Source organism: Streptomyces sp. NPDC048644 (assembly GCF_043199105.1).
GTDB lineage: Bacteria > Actinomycetota > Actinomycetes > Streptomycetales > Streptomycetaceae > Streptomyces.
On sequence record NZ_JBICVO010000006.1, the window covers coordinates 244,821 to 262,488 of the forward strand.

General features: G+C 69.0%; 11 protein-coding genes and 1 pseudogene. 8 read left to right on the top strand and 4 right to left on the bottom strand.

Features of this window, described 5'->3' with window-relative positions:
- Positions 1 to 294: 294 nt before the first annotated feature.
- The 7 genes from ACGFNI_RS16205 (at position 295) to metG (ending at position 10,542) form a co-directional block, all read left to right on the top strand.
- Complete coding sequence (locus ACGFNI_RS16205) at positions 295 to 696, top strand: SseB family protein (protein ID WP_393684245.1); 402 nt, start codon at positions 295 to 297, stop codon at positions 694 to 696.
- Positions 697 to 1,269, top strand: coding sequence for a hypothetical protein (locus tag ACGFNI_RS16210; RefSeq protein ID WP_393684247.1), 573 nt, complete (start codon positions 697 to 699; stop codon positions 1,267 to 1,269).
- A complete protein-coding gene (locus ACGFNI_RS16215; protein WP_393684248.1) occupies positions 1,266 to 6,179 on the top strand; it encodes a putative T7SS-secreted protein in 4,914 nt (1,637 codons plus the stop codon). The genes ACGFNI_RS16210 and ACGFNI_RS16215 overlap by 4 nt, the downstream gene beginning before the upstream one ends.
- A 21-nt stretch (positions 6,180 to 6,200) precedes the next feature.
- Positions 6,201 to 6,650, top strand: coding sequence for a hypothetical protein (locus tag ACGFNI_RS16220; protein WP_393684250.1), 450 nt, complete (start codon positions 6,201 to 6,203; stop codon positions 6,648 to 6,650).
- 130 nt (positions 6,651 to 6,780) lie between these two features.
- Positions 6,781 to 6,921: a hypothetical protein gene (locus tag ACGFNI_RS16225; RefSeq protein ID WP_393684251.1), complete on the top strand. Its 141-nt coding sequence runs from the start codon at positions 6,781 to 6,783 to the stop codon at positions 6,919 to 6,921.
- A gap of 256 nt (positions 6,922 to 7,177) precedes the next feature.
- Positions 7,178 to 8,611: an MFS transporter gene (locus tag ACGFNI_RS16230; RefSeq protein ID WP_393684648.1), complete on the top strand. Its 1,434-nt coding sequence runs from the start codon at positions 7,178 to 7,180 to the stop codon at positions 8,609 to 8,611.
- 209 nt (positions 8,612 to 8,820) lie between these two features.
- Positions 8,821 to 10,542 carry a methionine--tRNA ligase gene (gene metG, locus ACGFNI_RS16235; RefSeq protein WP_393684253.1) on the top strand — a complete coding sequence of 574 codons (1,722 nt, stop codon included), beginning with the start codon at positions 8,821 to 8,823 and terminating at the stop codon, positions 10,540 to 10,542.
- Between the two features lie 57 nt (positions 10,543 to 10,599).
- Here metG and aspS read toward each other — a convergent pair whose 3' ends face one another.
- Complete coding sequence (gene aspS, locus ACGFNI_RS16240) at positions 10,600 to 12,375, bottom strand: aspartate--tRNA ligase (protein WP_393684254.1); 1,776 nt, start codon at positions 12,373 to 12,375, stop codon at positions 10,600 to 10,602.
- A gap of 265 nt (positions 12,376 to 12,640) precedes the next feature.
- On the opposite strand from aspS, the gene ACGFNI_RS16245 reads away from it, so the two are divergent.
- Positions 12,641 to 14,860, top strand: a complete 2,220-nt coding sequence (locus ACGFNI_RS16245) for a SpoIIE family protein phosphatase (RefSeq protein WP_393684256.1) — start codon at positions 12,641 to 12,643, stop codon at positions 14,858 to 14,860.
- Here the strand turns inward: ACGFNI_RS16245 and ACGFNI_RS16250 are convergent.
- From ACGFNI_RS16250 to ACGFNI_RS16260, 3 genes and pseudogenes are all read right to left on the bottom strand, one after another.
- Positions 14,794 to 15,915 (bottom strand): annotated as a pseudogene (locus tag ACGFNI_RS16250) (AI-2E family transporter); the annotation flags it as partial. The gene ACGFNI_RS16245 and the pseudogene ACGFNI_RS16250 overlap by 67 nt on opposite strands.
- A 170-nt stretch (positions 15,916 to 16,085) precedes the next feature.
- Positions 16,086 to 17,039, bottom strand: coding sequence for a pirin family protein (locus tag ACGFNI_RS16255; RefSeq protein WP_393684258.1), 954 nt, complete (start codon positions 17,037 to 17,039; stop codon positions 16,086 to 16,088).
- Positions 17,040 to 17,167: 128 nt separating this feature from the next.
- On the bottom strand, positions 17,168 to 17,641 hold the full coding sequence (locus ACGFNI_RS16260) for an SseB family protein (RefSeq protein ID WP_393684260.1): 474 nt from the start codon (positions 17,639 to 17,641) through the stop codon (positions 17,168 to 17,170).
- Positions 17,642 to 17,668: the final 27 nt, after the last annotated feature.

A 17,668-nucleotide genomic window follows, 5' to 3' on the forward strand; every position in this document is an offset into this window, starting at 1 on the left:
CCCCCCCGGCCCCCCCCCCCCCCGCCCCCCCCCCCCGCGCCCCCCCCCCCCCCCCCCCCCCCCCCCCCCGGGGGGGGGGGGGCCCCCCCGCCCCCCCCCCCGCGGCCGGCGCTTTTCCCCGAGGGCCGCATGCCCTCGCCCCCTCCGAATTCCCCATAACCTTCCCACCGGTCGGTTTCCGTCCCCTTATCCACAGCCCTTTCCCCACCCTTCGAACGCACTGTCAGTGCCCTGTGGCAGGGTGGAGCGCACATCTTCAGGGGGGATCAACGGAAAACAGGGGGAGGGGTCCTGATGTCCTTGGCCGAAGAAGTCGCCGCATTCCATACAGGCCGACCTGATCCGGCGGCCATGCTGGGAGAATTCCGGCGCACCGCAGTCCTGATTCCGACCGTCAACGACTCTTTGCTGAGCGCCGAGATGGACGGAATCCGCTGGCTCTACGCCTTCACCGACGAGGACGCGCTGGTCCGCTTCGCGGCGGCCCGCGAGGGCGGGCCCGGCGCCGACTGGGAGTACCTGACCTGCACCGGAGCCCGTCTGCTCGACGTCCTGGTCCCCGGCGTGGAAGGCCCGGCCGGCATCGCGCTGGACGCCGGAAGCCCGTACGGCATGCTCTTCCCGCCGGTGGCCGGAATCGTTCCGGATGCGGCGGCTCTCGATATACAGGAAACGCTCCCCGGAGGGAAGCAGTAAATGGGGCTCATCGGTGGCGCCGGATATCAGCTCGAACCGGAGGCATTCGAGCAACTCACCCAGGGCATCAGAGCCGCGACCGCCGAACTGAAAGAACTGGGCTTTGACGTCGAAGCCCAGCAGGGCCGCGGATTCGACAGATTGTCCCTGGACGGCGTGGCATGCGGCGATGACGGCCTGGCCGCCGTCCTCGACACGTTCTGCGAACGGTGGGGCTGGGGCATACGGACGCTGATGCAGGACGCGAACGGCTTCTCCAAGAAGCTCGGCATCACGGCCGGTTTCTATTACGAGCAGGAGCAGTACGCATCCGACACCCTCAAGACCGTGGTGAGTGACGCGGTCGGCGACCCCGGCGCGACCCCCGAGCAGATCCACAAGAAGTCCTGGGCCGACGTCGCCAACCCCCTCAAGGGCGCCGACTGGGATCCAAGTTCCGCCGCCTCGCGGGACGCGGGCCAACGCGCCGTCGACGCTGCCGAAGGGCTCGGCCACGACATCACCTCGATACCCGACCGCATGACCGGCGACGACGACCCGGCCGGCACCAAGGGCGGGGGCGCCGACAAGTGAACCTCTTCTCCGACGGCGTCAACGCCATCGGCAAAGCCGCGGGCGAGTTCACCGACGCCGTCGGGCGCGGCGCCGGCGAGGTGGTCGAGTTCGCGACCGACAAGACCGGCGACGCCCTGGAGACCGTCGGCGCCGACGGTCTGGCGCAGCGGGTCCGCTCCGGCGGCGACCAACTCGCCGGCGCCATGGGAGCGCACGTCGACGAGCGGCAGCTGGGCGAGACCGATGACCCGCGGCAGCTCATCCACGGCGACCCGACGAAGATCAACGAAACCGCCGCCCACCTCAAGGACTTCTCCGCCGCCTTCGACCGCGTGGCGGACGGCATGCGCAAGCTGGGGTCCAAGGGCGACTGGGGCGGCAAGGCCGCGGACGCCTTCCGCGAGAAGTTCGACATGCACCCCAAGCAGTGGATGCGTGCCGCCGACGCCTGCGGCGACGCGTCGAAGGCGCTGAAGAACTTCGCCGAAACGGTCACCTGGGCCCAGGGCAAGGCCACGGACGCCATCGAGAAGTACCAGCACGCGCAGCAGACCACCCAGCGGGCGCAGAAGGCGTACAACGCGACGTGCCAGAGCTACCGGGAGAAGGTCGACACCTACAACGCCGCCGCCGAGCGCGGCGACGACCCCGGTGCCGTCCCGCAGCGCCCCGGCGACTTCACCGACCCGGGCGCCGACGGGCGGGAAGCCGCACAGGACATGCTCAAGGACGCCCGCAGCCAGCGCAACGAAGCGGCCGAGCGGGCCCGTGGCGCCGTCAAAGCCGCGCTCGCGCACGCCCCGGATGCGCCGCAGACCACCGAGCTTCTGTCGGCGAACGTCAAGGACTACGGCACCGCCTACGCCGTGGAGAGCGTGCACATCGCCGGCGGCGCCCTGAAGGCAGGCGCCGACACCCTCAAGCTCGCCCGGATGGTCAATCCGCTCGACCCGTACAACATCGCCCACCCCTGGCAGTTCGCATCGAACGCCACCACCACCCTGATGGGCCTGGCGTCCGCCCCCCTGCACCCCGTCAACACCGCCAAGGGCATGCTCGGTTCGGGCTGGGGCAGCGATCCGGGCGACGCGTACGGCGGCTTCCTCGGCAACCTCATCGGCGGGAAGGGCACCGGCGGTCTGGCCAAGGGCGCGGCGAGAGCCGGGGTGAAGGACGCCGGCCGGAGCGCCGCGCGGACCGCCGCCAGGGAGGGCGGCAAGCGGACCCTCAGGGACCGCGCCCGCACCGCCTGGTGCAAGACCTTCGGCAACGATCCCGTGGACATGGCCACGGGCCGGATGATCCTCCCGCAGACCGACGTCCAGCTGCCCGGCGGCCTGCCCCTCGCCTTCACTCGCACCTTCGAGTCGTCGTACCGCACCGGGCGGTGGTTCGGCCCGACGTGGATGAGCACCGTCGACCAGCGCCTGGAGATCGACGCGGAAGGCGTCATCCTCATCGGCGAGGAAGGCGACTTCTACACCTATCCCCATCCCGCCGTCGGCGTCCCCACCCTCCCCGTCGAAGGTCCTGGCCGCCCGCTGGAACGCACCCCCGACGGCGACTACCTCCTCAGCGACCCGGACACCGGCATGCGCTGGTACTTCACCGAGTACACCGAGGGCCTCGCCGTACTCGACGAGATATCCGACCGGCGCGGCAACCACCACACCTTCGACCACACCGAGGACGGCACCCCCACCGCCCTCACCCACAGCGCCGGCTACCGCCTGCTGTTCACCACCGAAGGCGACCGCGTCACGGCCCTCCACCTGGCGGGCGGCGCCCCCGACGGCGGCGACCAACTCCTCGTCAGCTACGGCTACGACGCGGCGGGCCACCTCACCACCGTCACCAAGTCGTCCGGCATCCCGCTGCGCTTCGGTTACGACCCGCAGTGCCGCATCACGTCCTGGACGGACACCAACCACAGCAGCTACTCCTACACCTACGACGACCAGGACCGCTGCATCTGGCAGAGCGGCGTCGATGGCCATCTGCACGCCCACTTCACCTGGGGCGACCCGGACCCGGCCACCGGCCTGCGGACCAACTCCCTCCGCAACTCCCTCGACCAGGTCACGACCTACCAGGTCAACGACCGCCACCAGATCGTCGCGGAAACCGATCCCACCGGCGCCACCACCCGCACGGTCCGCGACCCCCAGCACCGCATCCTGGCCACCACCGACCCCCTGGGCCGCACCACCCGCATCGGCTACGACGACAAGGGCCGCCCCACTCTCCTCACCCTCCCCGACGACACCACGGCCACCACCGTCTTCGACGCCGACGGCCACCCGCTGAGCACCACCGCCCCCGACGGCACCACCTGGACCCACACCTACGACGCCGCCGGCAACCGCACCTCATCCACCGACCCCACCGGCGCCACCACCACCTACACCCACAACGCCGCCGGTCACCTCACCTCCGTCACCGACGCCCTCGGCCACACCACCCGCCTCCACTGCGACGCTGCCGGTCTCCCGCTCGGCGTCACCAACCCGCTCGGCGCGACCACCCGTTACGCGCGCGACGCCTTCGGCCGGGTCATATCCGTCACCGACCCGCTCGGCGGCACCACACACCTCACCTGGACCGTCGAGGGAAAACTCGCCACCCGCACCGACCCCACCGGCGCCACCGAACGCTGGACCTACGACGGCGAGGGCAACCGCACCACCCACACCGACCCCCTGGGCCAGACCACCCACTTCGCGTACGGCCACTTCGACCTGCTCACGGCCCGCACCGACCCGGACGGCGTCCGCCACTCCTTCACCCACGACACCGAACTCCGCCTCACCCAGGTCACCAACCCCCAGGGCCTGACCTGGAATTACGCCTACGACGCCGCCGGCCGCCTGACCTCCGAGACGGACTTCGACGACCGCGTCCTCACCTACACCCACGACGCGGCGGGCCAACTCACCACCCGCACCAACACATTGGGCGAGGTGACTGCCTACACCCGCGACCTCATGGGCCGCATCACCACCAAGGACGCCGCCGGCCTCCCCACCACCTTCACGCACTCCCCGACCGGCGCACTCCTCCAGGCCGCCAACCCCGACGCCACGGTCTCCTACTCCCGCGACATCCTCGGCCGCGTCACCGCCGAAACCGTCAACGGCCGCACCATGACGTTCACCTACGACGCCCTGGGCCGCCGCACCTCCCGCACCACCCCCACCGGCCACACCACCACCTACACCTACGACGCCGCCGGCAACCGCACCGCGATGGACGTCGCCGGCCACGCCCTCACCTTCCACCACGACGCCACAGGCAACGAACTCACCCGCACCATCGGTGACCACATCCGCCTCACCACCACCTGGGATCCCACCGGCCGCCTCACCACCCAGTCCCTCCTGACCACCCCCACCGCCCCTTCACTCACGCAGACGACCACCGGCAACAGCGGCTCCGCAGACGCTGACGGCACCAGCGGCTTCGACAGCACCAGCCGCACCGGCGCCACCGCCGACTTCCACACCACCCAGCCACCCCTCCCCGCCACGCCCTCCCCCTCATCCCTCCTCCACCACCGCGCCTACACCTACCGCGCCGACGGCCACCTCACCGCCATCGACGACTCCCACACCGGCCGCCGCACCTTCGACCTCGACCGCGCGGGCCGCGTCACCGCCGTCCACGCCACCGACTGGACCGAGACCTACGCCTACGACGAAGCCGGCAACCAAACCCACGCCACCTGGCCCGACCGCCACCCCAACCCCTCAGCCCGAGGCGACCGCACCTACACCGGCACCCGCATCACCCGAGCCGGCACCATCCGCTACGAACACGACCCCCTCGGCCGAGTAACCCTCCGCCAAAAAACCCGCCTCTCCCGCAAACCGGACACCTGGCACTACACGTGGAATACGGAGGACCGGCTGACGTCGGTGGTGACGCCGGACGGGGTGACGTGGCGGTATTTGTATGACCCGTTCGGGAGGCGGGTTGCGAAGCAGCGGTTGGGTCCTGACGACTACTCGGTGGCCGAACAAACGGATTTCAGCTGGGACGGACCGACTGTAACCGAACAAACGGCGCACGCTTCAAATTTCATCTCTCTTACATGGGATTACAACGGGCTGGAACCAATCAGCCAGACCGAGCGCAAAGATTCCTCACCACCAGAAACCCACCAGAGATTCCATGAGCGCTTCTACGCCATAGTCACAGATTCGACCGGAACGCCTGTCAAACTTGCATCCAAAACCGGCAATATAACTTGGCTTTCGCGCTCCACGCTCTGGGGTACGACCACATGGAACAGCGGTGCCACAGCCTGGACGCCGCTGAGGTCTCTCGGACAGTATTTTGACCCAGAGAGCCAGCTTCATTACAACTACCATCGCTACTATGATTCCAACACGGGCAGATACCTGTCACCAGACCCACTAGGAATTCTGCCGAAACCTAACGGCTACGCGTATGTAAACAACCCTCACGCCAGCGCCGACCCCTTGGGCTTGTTTTCATGCAAGCCCAAAGGTGAGGCATCAAATCCGTTCGAGTACAAATCCGAAGCCGCGCAGGCAGCCCACGAACTCGCCGGAGTCCCCCACGGCACAACACCCGACGCCGAGTGGATCGTGACAGGAAACAAGGCATTTTCACATATGCCGGGATACGTGTACAGCAACAACCCTTCACACTGGGGAAACTTCCAACAGTTCGAAACTCCCTCTGGGTCGCGAGTCATAGTGGAACACACTTTCGACAGGGCCGGAGCACACTTTCACGTGGGCGAACCCAAGGGGAACCCGCACCGAGACGGAGTAAACTTCGGATGGGACAACGAAAAGGGGGAGGGTGCAAAACGATACAAGGACTCAATGGAAAGATACGGAAAAGTGAACAAGCCAGGCGGAGATCACCACTTTTTCTACGAGAAAGGGTGGGGATCTTGACGAAGGAGACAGGGCCAGCCCATGACGACAAGCGAAGAGTACGCACAAAAGTGGATCGATGAACTCACATTCGCAGGAATGACGGTCTTGCAGAAAACCCCCATAGAACGGGAGACCTCTGCCACAGTCGGCCTCTATGCCGTAAATGGCGTGGACGTAGAGCCAAGTGTGGCGATCAACGCGCACGCCCCAGATTTTTTGCCCACCCTGGATCACCAATGGGAAAGGCACGTGGAGGCATCAGCACTATACTCAGAAAATGGAGAAATTCTCGTTTGTTCGCCAGTCGTTTGTCCCGATGATGTCGGATGGCTCCTCATCCAAGATCCATTGCGGGGAGAAAGCTTGGCCTCTCGCTTGATGGAGGCAAAGGCGTCACCAGAGTTCTTGGCACTATCTACAGACGGACGTCACCTTTGCGCGATTTCAGTCGAAGATGATGACTACTGGATCGTCACCCACAACTTCTGAGCGCACCAGCATCGCCACTTCATCCCGGATGCAAAACCCCCTGAGCATTCACGAGCTGGCGGCCCCGGTAAGCGGCATACCCAGGTTGCCGTGGCGGAATTCACCAACGAGTTCCACGACATTAGACCCCATGCAGAAATCAGGCGAGTCGAGGAACGTGGCGGTCCACAGCGGCGCATTCGTCGTGAGCCGCGCAGCGGAAACATCGAACACCACCCGAATAACTGCCGCCGTCGGCGACGACCACATCGCCGAACGGCCCGCAGACTGAGGTGGCCCCGCGCTCCCGTCCCACCAAGCGCCCCCACCCCCCACTACCTACGCTGAGTGGGTGAAGTGATCCGGTTATTCCGGTATATCCGCTGAGCAGGGCAGGTGGGCCGGGGCGACGGCCGGTGGAGGCGGGTTGTGTGGTGAGTGGAGGCGGGCAGGGGGAAGGCGGGGCGCGCGGGCCCGCCGTGTCCGGCGGTGCGGCGGGCGGCCCCCGCCGCTGGTGGGCCCTCCTCGTCATCGCTCTCGCCCAGCTCATGGTGGTGCTGGACGCGACCGTCGTGAATATCGCGTTGCCGTCCGCGCAGCGGGAGTTGGGGATGTCGGACGGGAACCGGCAGTGGGTGATCACCGCGTACACGGTGGCGTTCGGTGGGTTGTTGCTGTTGGGCGGGCGGATCGCGGATCTCGTCGGGCGGAAGACGACGTTCATGGTGGGGCTCGTGGGGTTCGCGGTCGCGTCGGGACTGGGTGGGGCTGCGACCGGGCCGGGGCTGTTGTTCGGGGCGCGGGCGTTGCAGGGGGCGTTCGGGGCGTTGCTGGCGCCGTCCGCGTTGTCGCTGCTGACGACGACGTTCACCGGCGGGAAGGAGCGGGGGAAGGCGTTCGGGATCTACGGCGCCATCGCGGGTGGCGGCGCGGCGATCGGGCTGATCGCCGGCGGGCTGCTGACCGAGTATCTGGACTGGCGCTGGTGTCTGTACGTGAACGTCCCGGTCGCGGTACTGGCGTTCGCGGGCGCCGCGGTGTTCCTGCACGACCGGCCGGACCGCGGGCGGGCCCGGCTGGACGTGCCCGGTGTGCTGCTGGGGTGCGGTGGCCTGGTGGCGATCGTCTACGGGTGCAGTGAGGCACGGCCGCGGGGCTGGAGTGACGCTCTGGTACTGGGGTTGCTGACGGGCGGCGTGCTGCTGCTGGCGCTCTTCGCCTGGTGGCAGACCCGGGCCCGGTATCCGCTGCTCCCGTTGCCCATCGTGCGGGACCGTAATCGCGGCGGCGCTTTCCTGACGATGGGGCTCGCCGTCATCGCGATGTTCGGAATGTTCCTGTTCATGACCTATTACTTTCAAGCCGTACTCGGATATTCGCCGGTAAAGACCGGTCTTGCTTTTCTTCCGATGACGGCCGCGATCGTTATCGGCTCGACGCAGATATCGGCGCGGCTGCTGCACCATCTCGCACCCCGGCTGCTGATGACTCCGGGCGCGCTGCTGGCCGCGGTGGGCCTGTTCCTGCTGACGTTCCTGACCGCCGAGCCGGCGTTCGTCTCGCACGTGCTGCCCGCCGAACTGCTCGTCGGCCTCGGCATGGGCCTGATCTTCATGCCGGTGATGGCCACCGCCACGACGGGTGTCGCGTCCCGGGATTCCGGCGTCACGTCGGCGACCGTCAACACCGCGCAGCAGGTGGGCGGTTCGATCGGTACGGCACTGCTGAACACCCTCGCGACGTCGAGCAGCGCGACGTACCTCGCGTCCCGGATGGCGGACGCGTCGCGCACCGGGCAGCTCACGCCGGCGGTGCGCAGCGGCATCGTCAAGGACGCCGTGGTGCACGGCTTCACCGTCGCGATCGGCGTGGGCTCGGCGATCATGCTGCTGGCAGCCGTGGTGGCCTGGTTCATGGTGACGGCGCGGGCCCCGAAGCACCGGCCGAGGCCCGCGCGGGACGCGGCGACGGCTGCGGTGTGAGGCCGGGCCTGCGGTGCCCGTCGGGGGAAGGCGGTCCCGGGCCGCCGTACAGCGGCGGCGCCCCGCCGTACGGCCCGTCGCGGCCTACGGAATAGCCGTCGGAAATGCGTGCGGAAATGCCAGCGGATTCGTACCGCGCAGTCCAGTACGATATTGACGTTCCGTAAAGCAATTCTTCACTCACCGTAGCGACTTGGGAGCAGCCGGCAATGGCTCGACACCTCATCACCAGCGCCCTTCCGTACATCAACGGGATCAAGCACCTGGGCAACATGGTGGGGTCCATGCTCCCGGCCGATGTGTATGCGCGGTATATGCGGCAGCGCGGGCACGACGTGCTCTACATCTGCGCGACGGACGAGCACGGCACCCCGGCCGAGCTGGCGGCGAAGGCCGCGGGGCAGTCGGTGGACGCGTTCTGCGGCGAGCAGCACGACAAGCAGAAGGCGATCTACGAGGGCTTCGGCCTGAAGTTCGACCACTTCGGGCGCAGCTCGTCGCAGCAGAACGTCGAGCTGACCCAGCACCTCGCCCGCAGGCTCCAGGAGAACGGCTTCATCGAGGAGCGGGCGATCCGCCAGGTCTTCTCGATCACCGACGACCGCTTCCTGCCCGACCGCTACATCGTCGGCACCTGCCCGCACTGCGGCTACGACAAGGCGCGCGGCGACCAGTGCGAGAACTGCACCCGGGTGCTGGACCCGACCGACCTGATCGACGCCCGCTCGGCGATCAGCGGCAGCGGCGATCTGGAGGTGCGCGAGACCACGCACCTCTTCCTGCTCCAGTCCAAGCTCCAGCACGAGGTCGAGGAGTGGCTGGCAGGCAACGGCAGCACGGAGTGGCCGACGCTGGCCTCGTCCATCGCCCACAAGTGGCTGACCGAGGGCCTCCAGGACCGGGCGATCACCCGCGACCTGGACTGGGGCGTTCCGGTCCCCGCCGACGTGTGGCCCGATCTGGCGGCCGAAGGCAAGGTCTTCTACGTCTGGTTCGACGCGCCGATCGAGTACATCGGCGCGACGAAGGAGTGGGCGGACGCCGCGTCCGACGGCAGCCGGGACTGGAAGTCCTGGTGGTACGAGGCCGACGACGTCCGCTACACGGAGTTCATGGCGAAGGACAACGTCCCGTTCCACTCCGTGATGTTCCCGGCGACGCTGCTCGGCACCCGTGAGCCCTGGAAGAAGGTCGACTTCCTCAAGGCGTTCAACTGGCTGAACTACTACGGCGGCAAGTTCTCCACCTCGCAGCAGCGCGGCATCTTCACGGACGCGGCGCTGGAGCTGCTGCCGGCCGACTACTGGCGCTACTTCCTGATCGCCAACGCCCCCGAGTCCGACGACACGTCCTTCACCTGGGAGCTGTTCTCCGCCTCGGTCAACAAGGACCTGGCGGACACGCTCGGCAACTTCGTCAACCGGGTGCTGTCGTTCTCGCGCAAGCGGTTCGGAGACGACGTGCCCGCGGGCGCCGAAGCCGGGGCCGCCGAGCAGAAGCTGGGCGAGGAGATCGCCGGACTGCTGGCGGAGTACGAGGGCCACATGGAGGCGCTCCAGTTCCGCAAGGCGGCGGCTGCGCTGCGCGCCCTGTGGAGCGCGGGCAACTCCTACCTGGAGGAGAAGGCCCCCTGGCTGGAGATCAAGACCGACAAGGACGCGGCGGCGCTGACACTGCGGACCGCGATGAACCTGATCCACCTCTACGCGATCGTCTCCGAGCCGTTCATCCCGGCGTCGGCGAAGGCGATGCGGGGCGCGTTCGCGCTGGCGGACGACACCGCGGTGTGGGTCTCCCCTGAAGAGGCCAGGGCGCTGTCCTCGGTCCCGGCGGGTACCGCGTTCACGGTGCCGCCGGTGCTCTTCGCCAAGATCACCGAGGACGACCTGGAGTCGTACCGTGAGCGGTTCGGCGGCGACGACGCCGCGTAGCCACCGCAGCGGAAAGCCCCCGGGACCAGGTTCCGGGGGCTTTCCGCTGGGCGGTGTTTACTTGCCCTGCGTCTTCACCTGCGGCTTGCGGATGTTGAGGTGCAGCTCCTTGAGGCGCGCCTCCTCGACCTCGCTGGGGGCACCCATGAGCAGGTCCTGGGCGTTGCCGTTGAGGGGGAAGGCGATGGTCTCGCGGATGTTGGGCTCGTCGGCCAGCAGCATCACGATGCGGTCGACGCCGGGGGCGATGCCGCCGTGCGGCGGGGCGCCGAACTTGAAGGCGCGGAGCATGCCGCCGAACTCCGCCTCGACGGTGTCCTTGTCGTAGCCCGCGATGGCGAACGCCTTGTACATGACGTCCGGCTCGTGGTTACGGATCGCGCCCGACGACAGCTCGGTGCCGTTGCAGACGATGTCGTACTGCCAGGCCAGGATGTCCAGCGGGTCCTTGGTCTCCAGCGCTTCCAGGCCGCCCTGGGGCATGGAGAACGGGTTGTGCGAGAACTCGATCTTGCCGGTGTCCTCGTCCTTCTCGAACATCGGGAAGTCGACGATCCAGCAGAAGCGGAACTCGTCCTCGACGAAGTTGCCGGTGCGCTTGGCGGCCTCGACGCGGACCGCGCCCATGATCTTGGAGACCTCGTCGAACTCGCCGGCGCCGAAGAAGACGGCGTGGCCGGGCTCCAGGCCCAGGGCGTCGACGAGCGCCTTGGTGTCGTCCTCGGTGAGGAACTTCGCGATCGGGCCGGTCAGCTCGCCCTTCTCGCCGACGCGGACCCAGGCCAGGCCCTTCGCGCCCTGCTGGACGGCGAAGTCGCCCATCTGGTCGAAGAACTTCCGCGACTGGCCCGCGGTGTCCGGGACGGCCAGGGCACGGACGTGCTTGCCGGCGAACGCCTTGAAGCCGGAGCCCGCGAAGACGTCCGAGACGTCCACAAGCTCCAGCTCGGCGCGCAGGTCCGGCTTGTCGGAGCCGTACTTGAGCATCGACTCGCGGAACGGGATGCGCGGGAACGGCGAGGTCACCGTGCGGCCGTTGCCGAACTCGGTGAACAGCTCCGTCATCAGCGTCTCGATCGGGCCGAAGACGTCCTCCTGCTCGACGAAGCTCATCTCGACGTCGAGCTGGTAGAACTCGCCGGGCGAACGGTCCGCGCGGGCGTCCTCGTCGCGGAAGCAGGGCGCGATCTGGAAGTAGCGGTCGAAGCCGGCGATCATCAGCAGCTGCTTGAACTGCTGCGGGGCCTGCGGCAGCGCGTAGAACTTGCCGGCGTGCAGGCGGGAGGGGACCAGGAAGTCGCGGGCGCCCTCGGGGGAGGTGGCCGACAGGATCGGGGTGGCCATCTCGTTGAAGCCCAGGGCGGTCATCTTGTGCCGGATGGCGGAGATGACGGCGGTGCGCAGCAGGATGTTGCGGTGCATGCGCTCGCGGCGCAGGTCGAGGAAGCGGTATTCGAGGCGCCGCTCCTCGTTGACACCGTCGTCGGCGTTGATCGTGAAGGGGATCTGGTCGGCGGCGCCGAGCACCTCGACGTCGGTGACCTCGATCTCGACCTCGCCGGTCGGCAGGTCGGGGTTGACGTTGTCCGCGCCGCGTGCGCTGACCCTGCCGTCGATGCGGACGACGGACTCCTTGGTCAGCGAGCCGAGCGCTTCGTTGGCCGGGGTGCCGGGGCGGGCGACGAGCTGCACCAGACCGTAGTGGTCGCGCAGATCGATGAAGAGGATGCCGCCCAGGTCACGTCGATTGTGCAGCCAGCCGCTGAGGCGGACGTCCGTGTCGACGTCCGCGGCCCGAAGCTCGCCGCAGGTGTGGGACCGGTACCGATGCATCGCTCATCCAAGTCGTCGCGAGTCGAGGTGGGGAGATCGCGGACGGACCGCGTGCCGCCGGCGGACGAACCGTTTCCGTCCGCGGAAGGCGCCCCAGGTTTGTGATAACCGCTCCAGGTTACCGTCCCGGGCTCCGTCGCTCGATTGGCATAGACGTGTCAGGGCGGCGGGGATCCGGGTGTCCCGAGCGTGGCGGGCCGCCATGGGACGATGGTCACCTCGCCCTCGTTGGTCGGGCATCGGCAAACCCACATAAAGTGATGCAATGCGCACCAAGGATCTCCTGGCCGCCATCGCGACCGGCCTGTGGCGCTGGGACGACGCGACGGGCCGGGTGAGCCTCGACGCCGAAGCGGCCCGGCTGCTGGGTCTGCCGGCGGAGCCCGTCGAACTCGGCGAGGCCGCCATACGCTCCCGCTTCCACCCGGTCGACTTCGCCGAGATCAACGGCGTGGTGCAGCTCGCCGTCTCCGAGAGGACCCTCGCCGAGGCCAGGCTGCGCGTCGTGGACACCCGCGGCCGGGTGCTGCGGACCGTCCGCTCCCGCTCCCGCCCGATGAAGGCCGACGGCGGATTCGTCCTGGTCGGCACGCTCCAGGAGGTCCCGGAACCGCAGCCGGGCACCGGTTCCGCGCACACCCCCGTCACCGGCGACTGGCGCCGCTCGCGCGAGGCGTTCCTGCTGGACGCGGGCCGGGCGCTGGCCGAGGCGCGGTCCACCGCCGAGGTGCTGCGGGTCGCGGCCGGCCTGTCGATGCCCGGATTCACCCCGGACGGCCTCGCCGTCTTCGGCATCGAGGGCGACCGCATCTCGGTCATCGGCCACCACGGCCACAAGCACGGCGACGAGCGGCCGTTCACCGAGATGACCCTGAGCACCGACTACCCGGCGGCCGAGGTGATCAGGACCGGCCGGGCGATCTACCTCCCCAATCCCGACGCGTATCTGGAGCGCTACCCCACCGCCTGGCCGCTGGCCGCCCGCTTCGACCGGGTGTCCTGGGCGTTCCTGCCGCTGATCAACGCGGGCCGGACGATCGGCGCCTGGATGGCGGGCTTCAACCACCCGGTCACCTTCACACCCGACGAGCGGTCGGTGCTGACCACGGTCGCCCGGATGCTGGCCCAGGCGCTGGCGCGGGCGAGCGCGCAGGAGTCGCAGCACGAACTCTCCGTCGGCCTCCAGCGCAGCATGATGCCGACGGTGCAGCCGGACATCCCCGGGATGACGGTCGCCGCCCGGTACGTGCCGACCGGCGGCGGCCTGGAGGTGGGCGGCGACTGGTACGACATGATTCCGCTGCCGTCCGGCCGGATAGCCCTGGTCATCGGCGACGTCCAGGGGCACGACGTGCGGGCCGCCGGCCTGATGGGCCAGCTGCGGATCGCCCTGCGTGCCTACGCGTCCGAGGGGCACCATCCCGACGCGGTGCTCTCCCGCGCCTCCCGCTTCCTGTCGGGCATCAACGAGACCGTCCAGGGCGCCGACCCGCGCTTCGCGACCTGCCTCTACATCGAGGTCGACCCGGCGACCGGGCTGCTGGACATCGCGCGCGCCGGGCACCCCGATCCGGCGATCCGGATGAACGACGGCACGATGCTGGTGCGCCCCACATCGGGCGGGCTGCCGCTGGGCATCGACCCGGACACCGACTACCCCACCACCCGGCTGGTCCTGGAGCCGGGCGAGACGATGATGGTGTGCACGGACGGGCTGATCGAGACCGGCGGCCACGACCTGGAGACCGGCTGGGCGCGGCTGCGCGAGATCATCGAACGGCACGACGACGGCGAGGGCGCCGAGGGTCTGGAACGGCTGGCCGACGAGTTGGTGCAGGCCGTCCACGGCCCCTCGTCGCACCACAGGACCGGACCGCTGATAGACCGCCGCGAGGACGACATCGCGGTGCTGCTGCTGAGCCGCGAGGGCGGCAGCTGCGGGGTGGGCACCGGCGGCCGGATGCCGCGGCAGCCCGTCCGGCGCACCGTGCTGACCGTCGCGCAGGCCGAGCCTGAGCGGATAGGCGAGGCGCGCCGGCAGGTCCGCGATGTGCTGCACGACTGGGCCGACCCGGATCAGGTGGACTCCGCGGTGCTGATGGTCTCCGAGATGGTCACCAACGTGCTGCTGCACACCGACGGGGACGCGCTGCTGATCGCCGAGATCTCCGGCGAGCGGGGCGGACGCCGGATCCGCGTCGACGTCGCCGACGGCAGCGACGAGCTGCCGCACCGCCGCAGCCCCGGCGAGCTGGCGTCGTCGGGGCGCGGCCTGATGCTGATGGAACTGCTGGCCGGTGCGTGGGGTGTGGATCCGCGCGGGGACGGCAAGTCGACGTGGTTCGAGCTCTACGAGGACGCGGGCGCGGGCGGCGCGGACGGGCCTTCGGTGCCGGGCTCCGCCGGGGTGCCGGGACCTGAGGCGTCCGGCGGGCCCGCGGGACCTTCCGGCGGCCCGGAGGAGTCGGTCCCCGAGCTCGCGTAGTGCCGGCGCAGCTCGTGCAGCACGCCGAAGACGGCGGCGGTCAGCGGTACGGACAGCAGCATGCCGAGGATGCCCGCGACGCTGGCGCCCGCGGTGATCGCCAGCATCACCGTCGCCGGGTGCATCTGGACCGTGCGGCTCTGGATCATCGGCTGAAGGACGTGCCCCTCAAGCACCTGGACGGCCAGCACCACGCCGAGCACCCACAGCGCCTCCACGAAGCCGCCCTCGGCGAGCGCCACCAGGACCGCCACCGCGCCCGAGATGAACGCGCCGAGGTAGGGGATGTAGGCGCCGACGAAGACCAGTGCGCCCAGGCCGAAGGCGTTGGGCACCTGGAGGACCAGCAGGCCGACGGTGATGCAGACGGCGTCGATCAGGGCGATGAGGGTGGTGCCGCGCATGAAGCCCTCGATGGCCTGGAAGCCGCGGCGGGCCATCCGCTCCAGCTGGGGCGCGGATTCGCCGGGGGCCCAGTCGTGCAGCGCCCGTACCGCCTTGTCCGAGTCCCGCAGGAAGAAGAACGTCAGCAGCAGCGCGAGCACCGCGGCGGCGACGAACTGGCCGATGATGCTGACGCCGGCCAGCAGCCCGGATGCCGCGGTGCCGCCGAACTTGCCCAGCAGCTGCTTGGCGTTGGAGGCGAGGTCGTCGAGCGAGGTGCCCGCGGCGCCGAAGTGCTGGGAGACCTGTTTGGCCGCGTCCTTGAGCGAGGCGATGATCTGGTCGCCGGTGTCGACCAGCGCGCTGACCACGATGTAGCCGGCGCCGCCGACGACGATCAGCAGCACGGCACAGGTCAGTCCGGCCGCGAGGGAGCTGTTCAGCTTCATCGCCACCAGCCGCCGGTACAGCGGGCCGAGCAGCGCGCTGCCCAGCAGCGCCAGCAGCACCGGCGTGACGGCCGTACTCAGTTCGACGCACAGCCAGATGCCGACCGCGACCACGCCGGCGACCAGCAGGCCGACCCCGCACCAGGCGGCGACCCGGCGGGCCGCGATCGGGAGCAGTGGCGCCCCGTCACGGGGCCGGTTTTGTTCCAGTTCGTTTCGCACCCGGACAGTCCACCACGCGGGCCGGGCCGGTCGCCGACGGCGGCCGGGTCCAGCGCCGTGCCGTCCCGGCCGCGGGATCGTCCGGGGACCGGGTCCTGGCATGCGGAAGGGGGCGGCGTTTCACGTGAAACGCCGCCCCCTTCACCGGAGTTCACCCCCGGCGCGCGCGGTCAGCCCGCGTCGGTCGGCACCGTTCCCAGCCGCCCTGCCTGGAAGTCCTCGAAGGCCTGGGCCAGCTCGGCGTGGGTGTTCATCACGAACGGGCCGTAGTGCATCATCGGCTCGCGGATCGGCAGCCCGCCCAGCAGCACGACCTCGAAGTTCGGGCTGCGTGACTCCTGGCTCTCGTCCGCCCGGATCGTGAGCGCGTCACCGGAGCCAAAGACGACCGCCTGTCCCATCCGGAACGGACGTCCTTCCGCGCCCGCCGTGCCGCGCCCGGCCAGGCCATACGCGAGGGCGTTGAAGTCGGCCCGCCACGGGATGGTCACCTCGGCGCCCGGGTTCACCGACACATGGAGCATGGTGATCGGCGTGTGGGTGACGCCGGGGCCCTTGTTGCCGTCGATGTCGCCGGCGATCAGCCGCAGCAGCGCACCGCCGTCGGCGGAGGTCAGCAGCTTGACCTGGCCGCCGCCGATGTCCTGGTAGCGGGGGGCCATCATCTTGTCGCTCTTCGGCAGGTTCACCCACAGCTGGAGGCCGTGGAAGAGACCGCCGGACATGACCAGCGACTCCGGCGGCGCCTCGATGTGCAGCAGGCCGGATCCCGCCGTCATCCACTGGGTGTCGCCGTCGTTGATGACGCCGCCGCCACCGTGCGAGTCCTGGTGCACGAAGGTGCCGTCGATCAGGTACGTGACGGTTTCGAAGCCGCGGTGCGGGTGCCAGGGCGTGCCCTTGGGCTCTCCCGGCGCGTACTCCACCTCGCCCATCTGGTCCATCATGATGAACGGGTCGAGGTGCTTGTAGTCGATGCCGGCGAACGCCCGGCGCACCGGGAAGCCCTCGCCCTCGAAACCGGTCGGCGCGGTGGCGACGGCCAGCACCGGACGGCTGCGCGCGTCGGTGGGTGCCGCCACACGCGGCAGGGTCAACGGGTTCTCTACGGTCACTGCGGGCATGACGGCCTCCTCGGTCGTTCGGGTTTCAACTTAGTTGAATGCTGAACAACCTGCAAGGCGTGCGGCATTCCCTCAGGTGCCGCTCCAGGTCAAACGGGGAATTTCAGCCGTCTGCGCAGCAATGGCGTCTAGCCATACATCCGGCGCATCGCGAAGTCGACCATCTGCTCCACGGCCTTCGCGTCGAAGACCATCCGGTGGTCGCCCTCCATGTCGAGCACGAAGCCGTAGCCGGTGGGCAGCAGGTCAAGCACCTCGGCACCGGTGATGACGAAGTACTTGGACTCCTTGCCCGCGTACCGGCGCAGCTCCTTGAGCGAGGTGAACATCGGGATCACCGGCTGCTGGGTGTTGTGCAGCGCCAGGAACCCGGGGTTGTCGCCGCGCGGGCAGTAGATCTTGGACGTGGAGAAGATGCCCTGGAAGTCCTCCGCCGACATCGAGCCGGTCGTGAAGGCGCGCACCGCGTCGGCGAGCGAGGGCGGGGACGGCTCCGGATACAGCGGCTGCTCGCCGTAGCCCCCGGAGGGCGGTTGCGGCGGCGGGGGCGGCGCGCCGTACTGCTGCTGCCCGGCACCCGGGTTCTGGTCATAGCCGTACATGCGGCACAGCGTACTGATTCGGCGGGG

What these genes read in the sequence shown, in the direction of transcription:
- ACGFNI_RS16205 (WP_393684245.1), top strand. Translation starts at nt 295, where the DNA reads ATGTCCTTGGCCGAAGAAGTCGCCGCATTCCATACAGGCCGACCTGAT.
- ACGFNI_RS16210 (WP_393684247.1), top strand. Translation starts at nt 697, where the DNA reads ATGGGGCTCATCGGTGGCGCCGGATATCAGCTCGAACCGGAGGCATTC.
- ACGFNI_RS16255 (WP_393684258.1), bottom strand. Translation starts at nt 17,039, where the DNA reads ATGCCCGCAGTGACCGTAGAGAACCCGTTGACCCTGCCGCGTGTGGCG.
- metG (WP_393684253.1), top strand. Translation starts at nt 8,821, where the DNA reads ATGGCTCGACACCTCATCACCAGCGCCCTTCCGTACATCAACGGGATC.
- aspS (WP_393684254.1), bottom strand. Translation starts at nt 12,375, where the DNA reads ATGCATCGGTACCGGTCCCACACCTGCGGCGAGCTTCGGGCCGCGGAC.
- ACGFNI_RS16260 (WP_393684260.1), bottom strand. Translation starts at nt 17,641, where the DNA reads ATGTACGGCTATGACCAGAACCCGGGTGCCGGGCAGCAGCAGTACGGC.
- ACGFNI_RS16225 (WP_393684251.1), top strand. Translation starts at nt 6,781, where the DNA reads ATGCAGAAATCAGGCGAGTCGAGGAACGTGGCGGTCCACAGCGGCGCA.
- ACGFNI_RS16230 (WP_393684648.1), top strand. Translation starts at nt 7,178, where the DNA reads ATGGTGGTGCTGGACGCGACCGTCGTGAATATCGCGTTGCCGTCCGCG.
- ACGFNI_RS16220 (WP_393684250.1), top strand. Translation starts at nt 6,201, where the DNA reads ATGACGACAAGCGAAGAGTACGCACAAAAGTGGATCGATGAACTCACA.
- ACGFNI_RS16245 (WP_393684256.1), top strand. Translation starts at nt 12,641, where the DNA reads ATGCGCACCAAGGATCTCCTGGCCGCCATCGCGACCGGCCTGTGGCGC.